A 16,575-nucleotide genomic window follows, 5' to 3' on the forward strand; every position below is an offset into this window, starting at 1 on the left:
GCTTCCCACGAATATGGAATTACCGGATTTGAAAAAAGTAATGCAGGCCTATCAATTTCAATCCATTTATCGGCATAATGTAATTTGCCCTTACCTATTATAAGTGATACTTTATAAAAATCACGTCTTATGTAAGGGGCATTGTTAAGGCATGATCTACGCTCAAACACATTAAAATGCCCTGCGCCAGCATTGTGAAGTGAGAGTCCTAACGGATTTGCCTGTGGTACCCGGCTATAAAACTCTTGTAGAGATTCAATTTGTTCCATTCAACAAAAATTATAAAATTCAAACAGATATAAAGTTGCGGTTTCTTACAATTTCCTCCGTCGTCTTCATGTCATTAAATACCGTCTGCGATTTAATTTACTAAAAAGGGCGCTTCAATTGTATCTGCATCCTTAAGTACAAGATCTGTTAATGATTGGATTAATTTATTTACAAGACCTAAGGTTAACTGATCGGTTATATTACCCTGCTCGTCTATTTTACTCTTAATACCTGGAATTAAAAGCTGTGTATCTACTGTCATCTTTGACTCTATAATTAAAAGTGTACCCAATAAAGAAGCATGCGCTTTTTCTCCAGATAATGACGCGGTGATTAATGCGACGGGTTTTTTAGAAAATTCCATTGACGAAACCGTCCAGTCAATCGCATTTTTTAAAGTACCAGGCACTCCCATAGCATACTCTGGAGTACAGATCAATATTGCATCCGCAGCTTTAAGATGCTGCCTGAAATCGGCAACTTGTATTGGTGGTGTCTCCAGATCGAGATCAGGATTAAATTGAGGAATATCAGATAGGCCTTCAAAAATGTTTATTTCAAAAATATCAGAAGTTAACCGAGCAATTCCTTTTATCAGATTAAGATTAGAAGATGTCTTTCTAGTGCTTCCGGAAATGGCTATTACTTTAATTTTACGGGACATAATAAGTTTTTTCTATTTTGTACACTAAAGTCTATTAGCAAGTCTCTTATTAATTTCGTCAAGCAGATACTCTTTGGGATCTGATGAATACTCCCAAAACATTACTCCCGCCAGACCATGTTCTTTTACATACTTGCATTTATTCTTTACGGATTGCTCATCTTCATAGGTAATAAAAGTCTTGTTCTTTTCATTAAAAAGATAAGGCGCTTTTGCCCCCTTATCTACAAATCTTTTGTAACCATTTTTATTAATAAGGCTATCTTTTAAAAGTGTATAACCCTTTCCAAATTGACCAGAAACAACTTTATCTCCAAGCCCTTTCTTACCACTTTCATCAATTTTAAAATTGCGGCCATAAAATGCTATTCCCATAACTAATTTATTGGCAGGAACGCCCGCAGCTATAAAAGCTTTTATCGTTTTATCAGCAGAGCTATTAGACGCTATCTTTTTTGAATCGTATAAATTAGCATGATGACTGGCCGTACCACCGCCAGTATACAAGTCGTAGGTCATCAGATTAACGTAATCCAGATATTGTTGAGCTTTCCCCATCTCTGAGGTATTCAAAAAATCAGTAAAACCACCAACAGCAGTACTAAGAAGCTTCTTTTGACCTGTCTCCTTCTGAAGTACATCTAATTCTTTACGGATCGCCTGAAACATTAATGTGAAATTCTGCTTATCCTCGGGTCTATACACATTACCTTCTTCTCCTGGCCGGGCAGGATACTCCCAGTCGATGTCTACTCCATCCAGATTATACTTTCTTATAATATCTACTGAACTCTGTGCAAATTCAGCTCTGGAGGAATCGGTTAATACCGCATCCGAAAAGTTCTCACTCCATGCCCATCCACCTATTGAAATAAATATCTTAAGATCAGGATTCTTTTGTTTTAACAGATTTAATTTTCTAAAATTTACAGTATCCGTCTTCAGGTTTCCTAAAAATGCACTATTGCCTTTTACATTTACAAAGGCATAATTTATATGCGTAAGTTTTTGGGCAGCAATCTTATCGGTATTTATTAACCCTCTAAATCCGGCAACGTATCCAATTATTACTGGTTTACTTTTTACGGAATCTGATTGAGAAAATGCATTAGTTACCAGGAGTAAAATGGTGGTTAAGCCACAAACAGAGAACTTGAGATACTTTTTCATAAACTTAAATAGGAATATAAATATAATCCTATTTAAGTAATTTAACCTCATAAAGATCATTACGCCTGTCCTTAAGTATCCTAACGGTACCAAAATGATGAATTTCATCAAGCAGGTGTAGGTCAACATCTACAACCAACATCATTTCTGTATTGGGTGTCGCTTCAGCTTTAACAGCATTGGTAGGAAAAGCAAAGTCAGAAGGTGTAAATACTGCCGATTGCGCAAACTGAATATCCATGTTGTTTACTTTAGGCAAATTCCCTACACAGCCGGCAATAGCCACATAGCATTCGTTTTCTATGGCTCTGGCTTGTGCACATCTTCTTACTCTGGTGTATCCATTTTGAGTATCGGTAAGAAATGGAACAAATAGAATCTGCATTCCCTGATCGGCGTAGATGCGGCTCAACTCCGGGAATTCGACATCATAACAAACCAGAATCCCTACTTTCCCGCAGTCGGTATCAAATACCTGAATTTTATCACCCCCAACCATACCGTAATATTTCCGTTCATTTGGAGTAATATGAATCTTTCTATATTCATCTGTTTTTCCGTTTCTGTGGCAAAGATAGGTGGCATTGTACAGCTTATTATCTTCTAATATTGGCATACTGCCCGAAATGATATTTACATTGTATGAAACCGCATATTCCTGAATTTTAATAACAATCTCTTCGGTAAGTTCTGCAAGTTTACGCATCGCCTCCATTTCTGGCAAGTGATTGTAAGGCTGTAAAAGCGGAGTATTAAAAAATTCCGGGAACATAATAAAATCGGATTTGTAACCGCTCACAGCATCTACAAAAAATTCTACCTGCTCATAAAAAGCATCCATGGTAGGGAAAAGACGCATTTGCCATTGAACCAATCCTATACGAATGGTTTTTGCAGATCTTGCCGAAGCATCAACTCCCTGATAATAAATATTATTCCATTCAATCAGCGTTGCAAATTCTTTAGATTCATGATCGCCCGGAAGGTAGTTTTTTAATACCTTTCTTACGTGAAAATCATTAGATAATTGAAAGGTAAGTGTTGAATCGTATAATTCCTTAGCTTTTACTTTATCGATATACTGTCTTGGGCTTAGTGTATCGGCATGTTCATGATAGCCGGGGATGCGCCCGCCGGCAATGATGCTCTTTAAATTTAAGCTTTCACAAAGTTCCTTTCTGGCTTCATAAAGCCTGCGGCCTAAGCGCAGACCGCGATATTCAGGCGAAACAAAGATTTCTATTCCGTATAAGGTATCTCCATTGGGATCATGGGTAGAAAATGTATACCTACCGGTTATCATTTGATAGGTGTGTTTATCTCCATACTCATCATAGTCCACTATAATAGATAATGAGCAGGCCACTACTTTCTCGTCTACAGCAATGCACAACTGGCCCTCAGGAAATAATTTTAATAGTTTAGCGATAGTTTGCTTGCTCCAGATTTGTCCTCCCAGGGTATCATATGCCTGCTCCATAGATTCCTTTAGGTCACTATAATCTTCGAGCGTCAATTTTCTAATTTCAATATTCATGAGTACGTGTTGTTATACTTGCTAGTGCACATAAATAGTKCCTGAAATATATTTTGAAACAGAATTACCCACCCTGCAAAGCCATATTCCAAGAACTTCTTACTATATTTAGCAAGGTGCGATAGATTGAATTTAAACCAGCTTAAATGTGCCAAAACCATTCAACCAAAAGATAAAATGTTAAAAATTAAAACATTAAGACTGATGTTTACTTTTTACATGAGCTTTTTCACTACAGCTTTTGTATTAACTTTGGTGTCGGCATACATGCTATCCAAACTTGGTTCAGAAGCTTTCACTTTAATATTTTGGTTTAAAATAATTACCTACGGGATAATTATCTATTATATAAATAACTACAAAAATAAGGAGTTTTATTACTATCAAAACTTGGGAATACCTAAGCTTACTTTATGGATAGGTACCTTAACCTTCGACTTCCTGTTATTTGTTGCCCTTTTAATTTACGCCGTTAAATGATCCATAAACTTGAAGCCGATAGCATATTCCTTGAATTTGGTTCAAGAAGGATCTTATCTGATATTTATTTAAAGTGCGAAACCGGCAAAATAACTGGTTTGCTCGGTAGAAATGGAAATGGTAAAACATGTTTAATGAACATTATCTACGGCAATCTAAATGCTAACAGTAAATCCATTCGCTTTGACGATTTAACGGTTCAGGCTGCCTATAAGAGGCCTGATTTACTCCTATATCTTCCGCAGTTTAACTTTATACCACAAACTTTAACTTTAAAAAGAGTATTTGCCGACTTTGATCTGGACTTTTTTGAATTCGAAAACCGCTTCCCGGATTTTAAATCCAACTATAAAAGCGCTTTAAAAAGTCTATCTGGCGGCAACCGAAGGCTAGTTGAAGTATACATTGTACTAAAGGCAAAATCTAAATTCGCCATGCTGGATGAGCCTTTTTCACACCTGAGCCCCATAATGATTGAGGCAATCATGGAACTAATGAACGAGGAAAAGAAAAATAAAGGATTATTGATTACAGATCATATGTTCAGAAACATAATCGGGATCAGTGATAGTCTTTACGTTTTAACAGGAGGAAAAACCCATCTGACAAAAGCCGTTGAGGAACTTGAATTTTTAGGATACGCAAAGGCTTAGCACTACTCGTAATTGATATATCATATTAAGCTTAGAAATCAAATTTGACTCTTGCACGGATTCCCCATTCAGAAACCATAGGATTATCAAGATACGTGAAGCGTTTTACCAGATCAACCCTAAGCAATTTAAAGATATTTCCTACACCAACACTTCCCTCAATATAAGGATCTCTACTTAGTGAGTTTGTGATAGGTACTCCATCCTGATTCAGTACAAATTGCATTGCGCTATTATTAACCGCAGGGTTGTTTTCATTCCGCAGACCACCATATAGCGCCTTAAACGACATTACTTCTCTTAGCTTCAGCTTTTTTAATAATGGTATTTTATTAAAGAAGAAACCATTAAAGTTTTGATCTATGTTGATGCTAGCGTAATGATCACTAACAAACTCCAGAAAGTTCATTAGGTTATACGATTGCAACTGATAAGCATAAGTTTGGTTTGCTCTGTGAATAGACAATAATGGGAAAGGCACTTTACCCAAAATATAAGCGCCTTCGAGTGTTACATCGGTATACCCAAATTGAGATAGATAAAAACGTTTATCAACGCTTCCCATGAAATTATGATAGTTATATTCACCTCCTAAAACTCCCTTTATACCTGCAGTATATCTGAAATTAAAAATAGGATACTTGTCGACAAGCGGGGTACGATATACCTTACCCTGATAAAACTTTTCATGTGGCGCGTACCTTAACTGAAGTGATATTTCTGATGTACTAATCGAGTTAGTTTTAATTAAATTATTGTCTCTTGAACTTGCAAAATACAAAGATCCGGCAGGTGTTTGATTCCATTTGCGCAAACCAAGGCTATAAGAGAAATGATTTTCGAACTCATGCACATAATCTATTCTGTAAAAATCATTGTACAACATCATATCATTCTCTCCCCTTTTGAAGGATAGCAAGAAGTTATCTTCTTGTACAAACTGCAATTCCTGACCTGGTATTTTTGTATCTCTCTGGAAACTTGCCCTTAAATAGTTTTGGGGAAATGCATAAATAGATTTATTGTTTAACGAATAGGTTCCGCTTAAGAAATACTTCCACTTCGTATCATTAAAGCCATAAGCAGCATATGTTTCAAAGTAATAACGTTTGCTAAGCGCCGGAGTAGTTCTTCCCCCTAAACGCAAACGAAAACCTTCAACACTATTAAAACTGTAAAAAGTATTTACCGGCCCCATTTCAAAAGGTCCAAAATCTTTATAGCCAGCAAAGAAAAGCGTAACCACATCCATTGTTCTTTTAAATGATGGGATAGTTTGCAGCGTATCTAAATTACTATACACCTTTAAATTTGTAGCACTAAGCGCTTCCGGACGGTTATCGGCCCAAAATTCTTCTGATCTTTTAGTGGCATCTGCAACTACAACAGGCACCGCTGAGCCATAATATGTAGTATCAGGATGGGGTTTGTTGATTTGGTAATCTTTAAAATTCACAGTTCTTTCGCCAGTAAATCCCGTTCCGCCTTTTTTACTTAAACCAAAATCAACAATCAGATTACTTTTACTAAGGTGATAACGCTTATCTGGATTCTGTTCAAAGTCGAGCTTAGCTTCTAACGCCCTAACGAAATTCAAATTAATATCCTTATTTACAGTAAGGTATGCATTTTGAACAGCATAATTCCCATCTAGCGTAATGTATAACTTTCCTTCAAACAAGAGGTCAGTATTGTTTCTTGGCATAAACGAAAGCTCAACCAGCTTTGGGTTATGATTTTGAATGGTATCAGTAATGAAAAACTTATAGAATGTAGGTGCACCATCTGCAATTGGACTTAACAACTGATTACTTACTACTGAGATATTGTTATCATAGATATCTATATCCTGATACATTCTATCGAAATAAGTAGTTAAGCCTTGGTTATCGATAAAACGTTCATCAAAGTTAACACGCTTATCAGCTACTATAATGGTCTTAAGTTTTTCCGGACTTTTGCGGAAATAATTGTTCGAAAGCTTTTCTTGCTGAAATACAGGAAGCATGGTTTTACCACCTATTTTAGTGGAGTCCTGTTCCTGAAACAAAAATTTATAATTACGGAATATCCTTTTGTTTTTAAACTTATCAGAAAGGTTACTCATAGAAAACATCATTCTTTCGTATTTCTTGTATTCAACGAAATCATAATGATCCATACGGTTCTTTGGTTTATTAGCAATGACATTTCTAATAAGCGCAACCGCAGGATTATCCTTATTTTTATATTTTGGTTTTTTGCCTGCCGTAATTACCACTTCATCCATTTGAGTAGTTTCACTCTGCAGCTGTACATCAATTGTCTGCGTTTTGCCTGGAACAATTGTTTTTACAACTGATTTGTATCCTACATAACTAAATTTAATCTGTGTATGGTCATCACTGATAGTAATACTGTATTGGCCGTCAGCATCTGTTCTACCACCCTTTTCAGTTCCGGTAATCAGAAACGAAACATACGGTAAGGTTTCTTTGGTTGTAGCATCTGTTACTGTACCGTTAACAACTGTTTGCTGAGCTTTTGAAGTAAAAGCAAACGCTATCAGTAAAATAACAGTTCCTATATATTTAAAATATTGATGTTTCATTATGTATTTCATTTACCTTGATCCCGCCAATGCAATGGCATTTACCGGATATAATTATTCAGGATGTCGGCAAAGGTACATCTCAACTTTTGAATATTATACTAAAATAGTCAGGATAAAGTCTTCAACCAGATGTTATGACATCAAGATGAAAAAGCAAAAAAATAAAGTCTGTAAATAGTTGATTAACTGAGCTGAATAACAAAATCTGTTTGCCCTGGTTGTAGGGTTTTTAATGAAAACAAAAAGCCATGATTAAGCAATATCTCTCTGACCAGAGTCAAACCAATACCCTGCCCGTCTTTCTTGGTACTAAAAAACGGACTAAAGAGCTGCTCACTTAAGTCCTCCGATATCCCCCTGCCGTTATCAGTAATTGTGAGCTTCTTTAATTTAGCGTCTAAACTAAACTTCACAATACCCTCCTGATCAAAAGCCTCTATCGCATTCTTAACAATATTAATCAGTGCCTGCTCCATTTGTTGTGAGTCGGCTGAGATGTAAAATGGAGTATTAGGTAAATCGAATCCAAAGCTAACACCACTTTCTTTTGCTTTGATAAGCATAAAATCTGAAACTGAATAAATTAAAGCAGTAAGATCAACCTGAAGTTTGTTTACGGGTGTCAGTTTTACCAAATCTGCAAAATTTCTCATGAACAGATTCAGGTTCTGATTTCTGGCAACAGCTACATACATTGCATTCTTTAAACTTGATTTATCTTCAGAGCTCCATATTTCATTGGTATCAAGAGCCATATTAATGATAGAATTTACGGGCCCTACTGTATTATTTACTTCATGAGCCATCATCCTGATTACTTTACCATAGGCATTCTTTTCCGCTTCAAAGATCTCCGCAGTCACTTCTTCAATCATTACAAACATTCGGGGAAAGCCCCTATCTATAAAATGAGATTTTTGGACCTTATAAGTATTTAAACTGCCAATTCTCATTGTTTTAGACTCACCAGCCTTAAGGGGCTCAAACTGAGCCAAAAGTATTTCAGGTCTGGTTCCCAATATTTCCTCTGCTTTTGGATTAATCTGCTTTATATGATTGTCGTAATCAAGGATAACAATACCAGTGGGTGAAGTATGAATCAGTTTTTCCAGAAAAAAATGCTGTGCTTCCTGTTTTGTCCTTTCTTCCCTTAATGCATCCATCATCTGATTGTATACATCTATGAGTTCATCTGTTTCTTTCTTCCCTGTTGGTAAAAACTTAACATTAAAATCACGATCATTGATGGCGCTAATCCCCTCCCTAAGATAATTTAAAGGCTCTACAAGCTGTTTATAAAGCCCTATTGATATCACAACAGAAACAATAACTAATACCTCAGAAATAATAAAAAATATCTTATTCTTCTCCAGAATAAGATAGCTAAGTCCTAAAAAGACAAGATGAAGAACAACAATAAAGAGGATATACTTGGTCTTTAACTTCATTCAGTTTAATCTTCTGCTTCATTAAATGGAATCTGATACTTCTCAAGTCTACGGTATAGTGAATTTCTTGTTATCCCAAGAGATGCAGCGGCTTTGGTAATCTTGTTTTGGTGAAAGCTCATTGCCCTTTTGRCCATTTCAATTTCCATCTGCTCAAGTGTAATACTGCCTACACCGGGCATTTGTACATTCGCCTTTTTTGAAGGGGACAGATCTAATTGCGCTTTAAAATCATCTATACCAAGTTCATTATTCTTGCTCACTAAAATAGTCCGCTCTACCAGATTTTTCAGTTGCCTTATGTTGCCTGGTAACTCCAATTGCTGAAGCCACTTCATTGCACTGACTGATATTGATAACAATGGTCTATTGTAGATTTCTTTAAGATTATTAATAAAGAAATCAACCAATAAAGGGATATCATCTGATCGTTCACGTAAAGGCGGTAAGTTTATAGTGATCAGGTTGATGCGATACAACAAGTCTTCTCTGAAAGTGCCCGCACCGACCATTTCATTTAAATTTTTATTAGTTGCACACACCACCCTGACATCCACTACTTTACTTCGGCTGCTACCCAACACTTCATATGTTCTGTCTTGCAGCACCCTCAATAACTTAACCTGACTACCCGCTTCCAACTCTCCTATTTCATCTAAAAAGATAGTCCCTTTGTTAGCCATTTCAAATCGACCGGTTCTGTCGAAACGTGCATCAGTAAATGCTCCACGAACATGACCAAACATTTCACTTTCAAACAATGATGAAGATATTCCCCCAAGGTTCACTTTTACGAAAGGCTTATTCCGACGTGAGCTATTCTCATGTATTGCTTCTGCGATCAGCTCTTTTCCTGTACCGCTTTCTCCAAGAATAAGCACCGATGCATCTGTTGGCGCAATCTGCCCTATAGTTTCAAGTATAGCAAGCATCTGAGGATCTTCGGCAATAATTTGCTTAAAATTATATTGCTTATCCAATTGTTTTCTACTGCTATTCTTTGTTTTAGTAGTATTTAACTCAAGTAATGTTTTAACTGATTGTAAAACGTGTTCGTTGTTCCATGGCTTATTTATAAAATCATTTGCGCCAAGTTTCATGCCCTGAACAGCCAGTTGGATACTTGCCCATCCTGTAATCAAAATCACAGGTACTACAGCATCAATTTTTCTGATGCTGCTAAGCAATTCCATCCCTTCCACTCCAGTGGTATCAATAGAAAAGTTAAGATCAAGAAGAATCAACTCTGGAGTTTGCTCTTTGATAATAGTTAAAGCCTCTACGGCACTATCTGCCGACTTAACCTTATTACCTGCATTTTCAAGTAATAAAGTTRAAGAAGTTCTTACAGCAATATCGTCATCTACAATCAGTATCATATACAAAGTTAATATAGTTATTATTCTTCATGCAATGCAACAGCAGGATGTATAGCAGCAGCCTGTTTTCCAGGGTATAAAGAACAAAAGATCACCAGTAGATAAATGAAAGCAATAGACAACAATAAAGCGATGATATAAACGCTGGCTGCAACATTAAAAACATTTAGCAAGGGGAATTGTAAAGCAAAAAAAGAACCCAAAATAATAGATAATGTAGCCAATAGCAACGACTCACTGACCAGTTGAAATGATACGGATGAACCTGTTGCACCAATAGCTCGGCGCAAACCGATCTCCCCCCTTCGCTGGCTAATATTATACCAAAGCACGCCGAACAATCCCAGCGCCACATTGATGATTAAAAAGCCTGCTACTGTAATACAGATGATCATAGGGATAACGGTATCAGAATTTTTAGATTCCCGGGTATCTTCCATATGCTGGATCTCCGTATTTGAATTCTGAATTATTCTGGCAAGGAGTTTACTCAACCTACTTTCAAAAGCTGCATTAGCCTTTGGACTTACTTTAAGCAAAATGTGTCCTACCCACCTGAAACTGCCAGTATCAAGTCTTTTATAAAAGCTCTTACCTGCCGGCCAATAATCCCCTTCGGCTTTCACATCGGCCGTAACGCCAATCACCTTCCATTTTTCTTCTTCGTTATCTGCACCAACAATTTTACCGGCCGCAGGCTCGTCTCCAAACATCGCCTGCTTTAATGTTGAATTAATAACTACACTTCTTTGATTGATGTCTTCTTTATTGAACCACCGACCCTCGAGTAATTGCATACCTAATACCTTATTGTAATCATCTTCTACAACATAGTTATTTATTGGAGACATTTCTTTCCCTTTATAAGTAAATCCAGTTGTGGAATGGCTATTTGAATAAGGAAAATTCGCACTTGTAAAGCTTAACTCTTCTATTTCTGGTAACGCTTTTAAGCTACGCCTTACATTCTCGTAAAAAATATTTAAAGAGTCAATATTATTGGTTTTAGCATTTCTGCTATAAGATACAGACCATACCCGTTCCGATTCGAATCCCTTGGGCAGCATATAATTCAAGTAATAAAAAGTTAACAGGGAGAATACGGCAAATATGACCAAAAATGACACCAGTATTTCCGAAAGGAACAGGAAATTCTGCTTCCTTTTATTCCAGATCAATTTAAATAAATGTTTGAACATGATAATTTCTTTAAAATGGTTCTTATTGAGCTTTTAGGGCATTAACTACATTTAACCTCGACATTCGCCAAGCCGGGTAGACTCCCGAAAGCAACCCGAAAAATAGGCAGATCAGAAATCCAAATACCAGTACGGTAAAGTTCAGCGACAAATTAAGGTTAGGTAGAATATCGGATTGATTAAATAGAAAAATGCACACTATAGAGAGAAAAACGCCTATAACACCTCCCAGCAGTGTTAAAATAACATTCTCTACAATAAACTGATAAACCAGTGTTTTAGATGAAGCGCCAAAAGCCTTTCGAACTCCAATCTCCGAGGAACGCTCCATTATCCTGGTAATATTAATATTTACCAGATTTATAGTAGGTAGCAACAGGAACAGCAAAATAAAAAGACTAACAATTGCGATCATCCTGGAAATACCCACGTTTTCATCATTTCCAAATAATTTTCTTGACATACTTTCAAGCATGGTATCTGCATGAGCATAAAGTTTGTCATATTCCTTATCGTTAGTTGGGATTTTTGAGAGCATTTGCTGATATTCTGCCCTCATTTTGGGAACATCTGCTTCAGATTTAGCAAGTAATACAGCGCCGAATCCTCCCTGAAAGCCAACGTCTTTATAGTTTCCTTTCGAAACAGTGTATGGCAAATACAAATCACCATAGAAATTGCGCATACTTCTTGGTAAATCCTTAACCACGCCAATGATCCTGTAACTAACGTTATCGGCCTCTATGTACTTTCCTACAACTGATTTAGCATCACCAAAGTAATTTCTTTTATTGCTTTCTGAAATCACCCCTACTCTCTCCCCATTATCAATCTGCTGCTTGGTATAGGGTTTTCCCTCCAAAAATTGATATTCGGCAATTTCCCAATAATTAGCATCTGTATATTTGTATTCCATAACAACTTTCTTGTTGTTTACATAAGCATTCGCCTTGGCAGAGAAAGAGAAAATGCCAATCTTTTCCGGAGTCTTTAGTTTCGATACATAATGATCCAGGAAATAAAAAGAAGCCGAGCTTCCATTATACCAGCCATTTTTAGAGCTTACCAGAGCCACACCTGTGATATAAAGAGATCTGTTTCTCTTGTAGTCAGGGTATGAAGGACTTAACATCTTATCAAAAAACGCAGTCGTTACCATCAATATCGTAAGCGTAAAGCTAATGCCAAACAAACTGATAAAAGTGAAGAACTTTCTCCGTTTCAATACTGCTATGGCTATTTTAAAGTAGTTTTTAAGCATAACTATAGGATTTATTGTACTTGAGAACCATCAAACAAACGTACCAGACGGTGCGTTTTATGTGCCATATTTTCATCGTGGGTAACCATCACTATGGTAGTACCATCATTCTTGTTCAGACTAATCAGAATATCCATAATCTCATTCCCCATAGCACTATCAAGGTTACCTGTTGGCTCATCAGCCAGAATGATCTGGGGTCTGCCTACAATAGCCCTGGCAATAGCCACACGCTGACGCTGCCCCCCGCTAAGCTGGGTTGGGAAATGCTTGATTCTGTTGCTCAGTCCTACTTTTGCCAAGGCTTCGGTAGCCAATTCTCTGCGCTCTTTAGCAGATCCAGAACGATACAATAGCGGCAGTTCCACATTATCCAACACTTGTAAGTCATTGATCAGGTGATAGCTCTGAAATATAAATCCAAGTTTTTGATTTCTGAATTTTGCCAGTTGCTGATCCGAGAATCTGGTAATATCCTGATCTGCTATTCTAATACTGCCTTTTGATGGTTCATCAAGCAAACCCATAATATTAAGAAGTGTACTTTTACCACATCCCGAAGGACCCATTATTGATAAAAACTCTCCTTTTGCAATATCCAGGTTAATGCCATTTATAGCCAGTGTTTCAACCGTATCGGTGCGATACACCTTTTCAATATTTTGTAAACGTATCATAATGTATAATTAGTAATTAAGATTTATTTATAAGTTATTTTTTCATTCTTTTCGAAATCATATAGCGACAAATACCTCAACTGGTAATAGGCTCCCCAAAAATCTCTTAATGAAGCCACATAATCTCTTTTGGCTCTATCGCTTTCCTGAAAGGCTATGCTCAGATCTGTTATACTCAAATTGCCTAAAACATAGCGTTCACTTGCAATCTGATATTTTTCAGAAGCAATCCTATCGGCTTGCGCGGTTAGCGCCAATTGCTCTTTCATCATATTAAAAAGCGTAACCTGCGTTACTATCTGTTGCTTAAAGGTTTGCTTGTCTTGCTCTACTTCATAAATAGTAAATTGCTGATTCGCCTCGGCTGTTTTGGTTCTGGATTTAGATCTTCCCCAATCAAGAACCGGAATAGCCAATTGTAACTCAACAGATTGTTGACTTTTAGGTGAACGGTAAACATCTAGTATATTACTACCTGCGCTAGAGAAGCCCAGATTAGCTTTTAAGGTTGCTATAAGCCCATTCTCTCCTTTAGCCTTAGCTACATCCCGTTTTGCCTCAGCAATACGTCTAACAAAAGCTATCGCATCAGAGCGATTTTCAAATGCTTCAGTTAGAACCCTTTCTGAAGTAACCTCAACACGTTTTACTGCCTCTGGCATGGTCAGCACAATCCTGTCATCCCCCTCTATCCCGGCATAGCTTCTTAAGTTCAGCGTTGCAATTTCCATATCTCGTTTGGCCGTTCCAACAGCTTTCTTAGCATTTACCTGCTCAAGTTGTAATTGCAGAATTTCATTTTTAGAGATTTTTCCCAATTCAAATTTGGTATTGGCTATGGTTAAGATGTTGCCGGTATTTGTATAATTCGTCTCTGCGATATGAAGATTTACCTGAGCAAGCAACAGATCAAAGAAATATCCGGTAACTGTTACAGAAATTTGTTCCTGCGATTCTATGTAAGCTTGTTTACTCTCGTTGTATTTTAAGGGTGCTATTTTTTTATCCCATTTGAGGCTATTAAACTGCAACAAAGGTTGTATGTACCCAATACCATAAGGAGTACCATTATACAACACATTGTCCCTATCAAAATCTGTAAAACGTTGCAACTGGGTKGTACCATAAATAGTACCACCTGTTGCGGCCAAACTCTGACTAAAATCGAGCGTTAGTGAAGAATTATCATTTCTTATTGGCTGAAAAGCTACTGTTCCATTTGGTTGAAGTACTTGAGAGTAGGTTTTATTGTATCCGGGCAAAATACCACTTAATGCCAACTGAGGCTGATAATTAGACTTAAATGTCCGCCACTCCCAATACTTGGTTTCCTTAACTGTAATGGCTTGTTTTGCGGCTATTGAATTCGACTTAGCTTTTTCAACTACCTCGTTTAAAGTTAGTTTCAAAGTGTCGGCCGCATTTTTTAATTCTATGCTACTGCCCCAAACGTTAAAGCAATACATGATCATTAGGGTTGTGAAACTGATTTTCATACGCTTATGATCAATTAGTGATTGAAATTTCTTTTGAATACGCATACTTGCTCATATCGGATGTGATCACAGTCTCACCTGCCTTTATACCACTGATGATCTCTATGTAATCAAAATTGCTAAGTCCTGTTTTCACATTTCTTCGTACTGCTTTTCCGTTATTTAGCACAAACACCTCTTGCTGATTTGAACCTTTAAAGGCCGCTCCGTTATTCACCCGAATTACCTTACTTCTGGTTTCAGTAATCAGAAAAACATCAACTTTCATGTTTGGCCTAAGCAGCTTATTATTCTTTTCGTCCAACTGGACTTCAAATGAAACAATTGAGTTGCTTACAGCCGGAGAAACACTGGCAACAGATCCTCTAAGTTGAATATCGTTTATCCTGATAATAGCGGGCATATTATTGTGAAGCTGATCTAACATATTGTCCGATATACTTCCTGCAACCTTATAACTGCTCAGGTTTGCAATTCTAGCCAATGACTCGCCCTCCTTTATGCTTGCGCCGATATTTTTATTTACCCAGGTTACCACACCTTCGCGTGTAGCGATCACATTTGCAAGATCAAGCTTACGTTTTAAGGCTTGTTGATCGTTTTTTTGAATGGCTAAAGCAATTTCGGCCTCCCTGATCTCTATTTTCATGGTCTGCTGCTTGTTTTTAATTTCATTTTCAAGCTGCTGCTTTTCCAGTTCTGCTACTTTTAAATTTAACTGAGCCTGCTCAATATCTTCCTTAGTTCCTCCACCGGCTTTGTATAGCCTCTGGGCACTTGCTACTGCATCTTTAAAATTTGCAATGCGTAATTGTTTAATGTTATTATTGGAATTGATGTCGTAAAACGTTTTCTCGAGATCAAGCTTTAGTTTTCTGATTTCGTTTTCTTTGGATTCAATTTGAAACTTTAGTTTATCAAAATCAGTTTCGGCAGATGATTTATCAAGAGTAAGAATAGATTGTCCGGCTTTTACCTTTGTGCCTGCATCCATTAATACGTTTCTTACAGCTGCATTTATAGGGCTGGTTAACACCTCTTCAAATTCAGGCAGCACTTCTCCTGTAGCATTTATTGTATTTTCTATATCCCCAGTTTCAGCCACCGCTGTGGTAAATTCGGAAGTAGCTATCGAAGGTTTGATGTAAGCCCGTAAAGTGAATATTCCTCCAATTATAATTCCCACTATTATGATTACAATTATTCTGGTTTTCTTCTTTCTTTTTACGGTAACTTCTTCTTCAATTGATTTGTCCATTGCTTGTTTGTTTCGACAAAGCATTACAACTCAAATACCAAACTTAAATATCTAATAAACAGTTAATTACATAAATAATAATTCATAAAAATGCCCGATAACAAACTAAACGTTCGATATCGGGCATTTTTAAGTAATACTAGTTAAATCGTATTTAGGGAGTTTAAATAATTCTCAACTATAGGAACATCTGCTTCTGCCCAGTCTTGATCTAAAAGCTCAGATGAATTTAGCCATTGGTATGATACATGCTCTCTTAATTCAATAGAACCGCCAATAACTTTACAAACAAAAGGGATTAGATTAATCGAAAATTCAACATAATGATGAATGTTGGCTGGCATTTCAAAAAGAATCTCAACATCCAGATTTAACTCCTCTTTTATTTCTCTTATCAGGCATTCGGAAGGGGTTTCTCCTTCTTCAATTTTTCCTCCTGGAAATTCAATTTTCAATGGTAGTTTCATTGATGCACTGCGCTGAGTAACCA

General features: G+C 36.9%; 13 protein-coding genes and 1 pseudogene. 1 reads left to right on the plus strand and 13 read right to left on the minus strand.

The window, feature by feature from the left end; all coding sequences use genetic code 11:
• The 4 genes and pseudogenes from AC1DG9_RS12440 to AC1DG9_RS12455 form a co-directional block, all read right to left on the minus strand.
• Positions 1-269: pseudogene (locus AC1DG9_RS12440) on the minus strand (AraC family transcriptional regulator); the annotation flags it as partial.
• A gap of 92 nt (positions 270-361) precedes the next feature.
• Complete coding sequence (locus AC1DG9_RS12445) at positions 362-934, minus strand: NADPH-dependent FMN reductase (RefSeq protein ID WP_288883910.1); 573 nt, start codon at positions 932-934, stop codon at positions 362-364.
• A 24-nt stretch (positions 935-958) separates the two neighbouring features.
• On the minus strand, positions 959-2,104 hold the full coding sequence (locus AC1DG9_RS12450) for a glycoside hydrolase family 18 protein (protein WP_288883911.1): 1,146 nt from the start codon (positions 2,102-2,104) through the stop codon (positions 959-961).
• Positions 2,105-2,132: 28 nt separating this feature from the next.
• Positions 2,133-3,641 (minus strand): bifunctional GNAT family N-acetyltransferase/carbon-nitrogen hydrolase family protein, encoded by a 1,509-nt coding sequence (locus AC1DG9_RS12455; protein WP_172662453.1) that lies wholly within the window; start codon positions 3,639-3,641, stop codon positions 2,133-2,135.
• Between the two features lie 476 nt (positions 3,642-4,117).
• Between AC1DG9_RS12455 and AC1DG9_RS12460 the strand changes: the two genes are divergently transcribed.
• Complete coding sequence (locus AC1DG9_RS12460) at positions 4,118-4,774, plus strand: ATP-binding cassette domain-containing protein (protein WP_337717831.1); 657 nt, start codon at positions 4,118-4,120, stop codon at positions 4,772-4,774.
• A 31-nt stretch (positions 4,775-4,805) separates the two neighbouring features.
• Here the strand turns inward: AC1DG9_RS12460 and AC1DG9_RS12465 are convergent, their stop codons facing one another.
• The 9 genes from AC1DG9_RS12465 to AC1DG9_RS12505 all read right to left on the minus strand — a co-directional run.
• On the minus strand, positions 4,806-7,364 hold the full coding sequence (locus AC1DG9_RS12465) for a DUF5686 and carboxypeptidase-like regulatory domain-containing protein (protein WP_288883912.1): 2,559 nt from the start codon (positions 7,362-7,364) through the stop codon (positions 4,806-4,808).
• Positions 7,365-7,549: 185 nt separating this feature from the next.
• Entirely contained in the window at positions 7,550-8,815 is a 1,266-nt protein-coding gene (locus tag AC1DG9_RS12470) for a sensor histidine kinase (RefSeq protein WP_288883913.1), read from the minus strand.
• Positions 8,816-8,820: 5 nt separating this feature from the next.
• Positions 8,821-10,194 carry a sigma-54-dependent transcriptional regulator gene (locus tag AC1DG9_RS12475; protein WP_477634700.1) on the minus strand — a complete coding sequence of 458 codons (1,374 nt, stop codon included), beginning with the start codon at positions 10,192-10,194 and terminating at the stop codon, positions 8,821-8,823.
• 20 nt (positions 10,195-10,214) lie between these two features.
• Positions 10,215-11,393 carry an ABC transporter permease gene (locus AC1DG9_RS12480; protein WP_288883915.1) on the minus strand — a complete coding sequence of 393 codons (1,179 nt, stop codon included), beginning with the start codon at positions 11,391-11,393 and terminating at the stop codon, positions 10,215-10,217.
• A gap of 22 nt (positions 11,394-11,415) precedes the next feature.
• Entirely contained in the window at positions 11,416-12,654 is a 1,239-nt protein-coding gene (locus AC1DG9_RS12485; protein WP_288883916.1) for an ABC transporter permease, read from the minus strand.
• Positions 12,655-12,665: 11 nt separating this feature from the next.
• The gene (locus tag AC1DG9_RS12490) at positions 12,666-13,331 is read right to left on the minus strand and encodes an ABC transporter ATP-binding protein (RefSeq protein WP_172662446.1); all 666 of its coding nucleotides are present in this window, start codon (positions 13,329-13,331) and stop codon (positions 12,666-12,668) included.
• A 23-nt stretch (positions 13,332-13,354) separates the two neighbouring features.
• The gene (locus tag AC1DG9_RS12495) at positions 13,355-14,827 is read right to left on the minus strand and encodes a TolC family protein (RefSeq protein WP_216854452.1); all 1,473 of its coding nucleotides are present in this window, start codon (positions 14,825-14,827) and stop codon (positions 13,355-13,357) included.
• A 10-nt stretch (positions 14,828-14,837) separates the two neighbouring features.
• On the minus strand, positions 14,838-16,085 hold the full coding sequence (locus AC1DG9_RS12500) for an efflux RND transporter periplasmic adaptor subunit (protein ID WP_288883917.1): 1,248 nt from the start codon (positions 16,083-16,085) through the stop codon (positions 14,838-14,840).
• 143 nt (positions 16,086-16,228) lie between these two features.
• Positions 16,229-16,575: (deoxy)nucleoside triphosphate pyrophosphohydrolase (locus AC1DG9_RS12505; protein ID WP_477634701.1), on the minus strand; the 347-nt coding region annotated here is incomplete at its 5' end.

The sequence above is a fragment of the Pedobacter sp. 05L430 genome (genome assembly GCF_056397585.1).

Bases quoted from the DNA above. Each gene is read 5' to 3' on its own strand.
- AC1DG9_RS12445 (WP_288883910.1), bottom strand. From the start codon at position 934: ATGTCCCGTAAAATTAAAGTAATAGCCATTTCCGGAAGCACTAGAAAG.
- AC1DG9_RS12450 (WP_288883911.1), bottom strand. From the start codon at position 2,104: ATGAAAAAGTATCTCAAGTTCTCTGTTTGTGGCTTAACCACCATTTTA.
- AC1DG9_RS12455 (WP_172662453.1), bottom strand. From the start codon at position 3,641: ATGAATATTGAAATTAGAAAATTGACGCTCGAAGATTATAGTGACCTA.
- AC1DG9_RS12460 (WP_337717831.1), top strand. From the start codon at position 4,118: ATGATCCATAAACTTGAAGCCGATAGCATATTCCTTGAATTTGGTTCA.
- AC1DG9_RS12465 (WP_288883912.1), bottom strand. From the start codon at position 7,364: ATGAAACATCAATATTTTAAATATATAGGAACTGTTATTTTACTGATA.
- AC1DG9_RS12470 (WP_288883913.1), bottom strand. From the start codon at position 8,815: ATGAAGTTAAAGACCAAGTATATCCTCTTTATTGTTGTTCTTCATCTT.
- AC1DG9_RS12480 (WP_288883915.1), bottom strand. From the start codon at position 11,393: ATGTTCAAACATTTATTTAAATTGATCTGGAATAAAAGGAAGCAGAAT.
- AC1DG9_RS12485 (WP_288883916.1), bottom strand. From the start codon at position 12,654: ATGCTTAAAAACTACTTTAAAATAGCCATAGCAGTATTGAAACGGAGA.
- AC1DG9_RS12490 (WP_172662446.1), bottom strand. From the start codon at position 13,331: ATGATACGTTTACAAAATATTGAAAAGGTGTATCGCACCGATACGGTT.
- AC1DG9_RS12500 (WP_288883917.1), bottom strand. From the start codon at position 16,085: ATGGACAAATCAATTGAAGAAGAAGTTACCGTAAAAAGAAAGAAGAAA.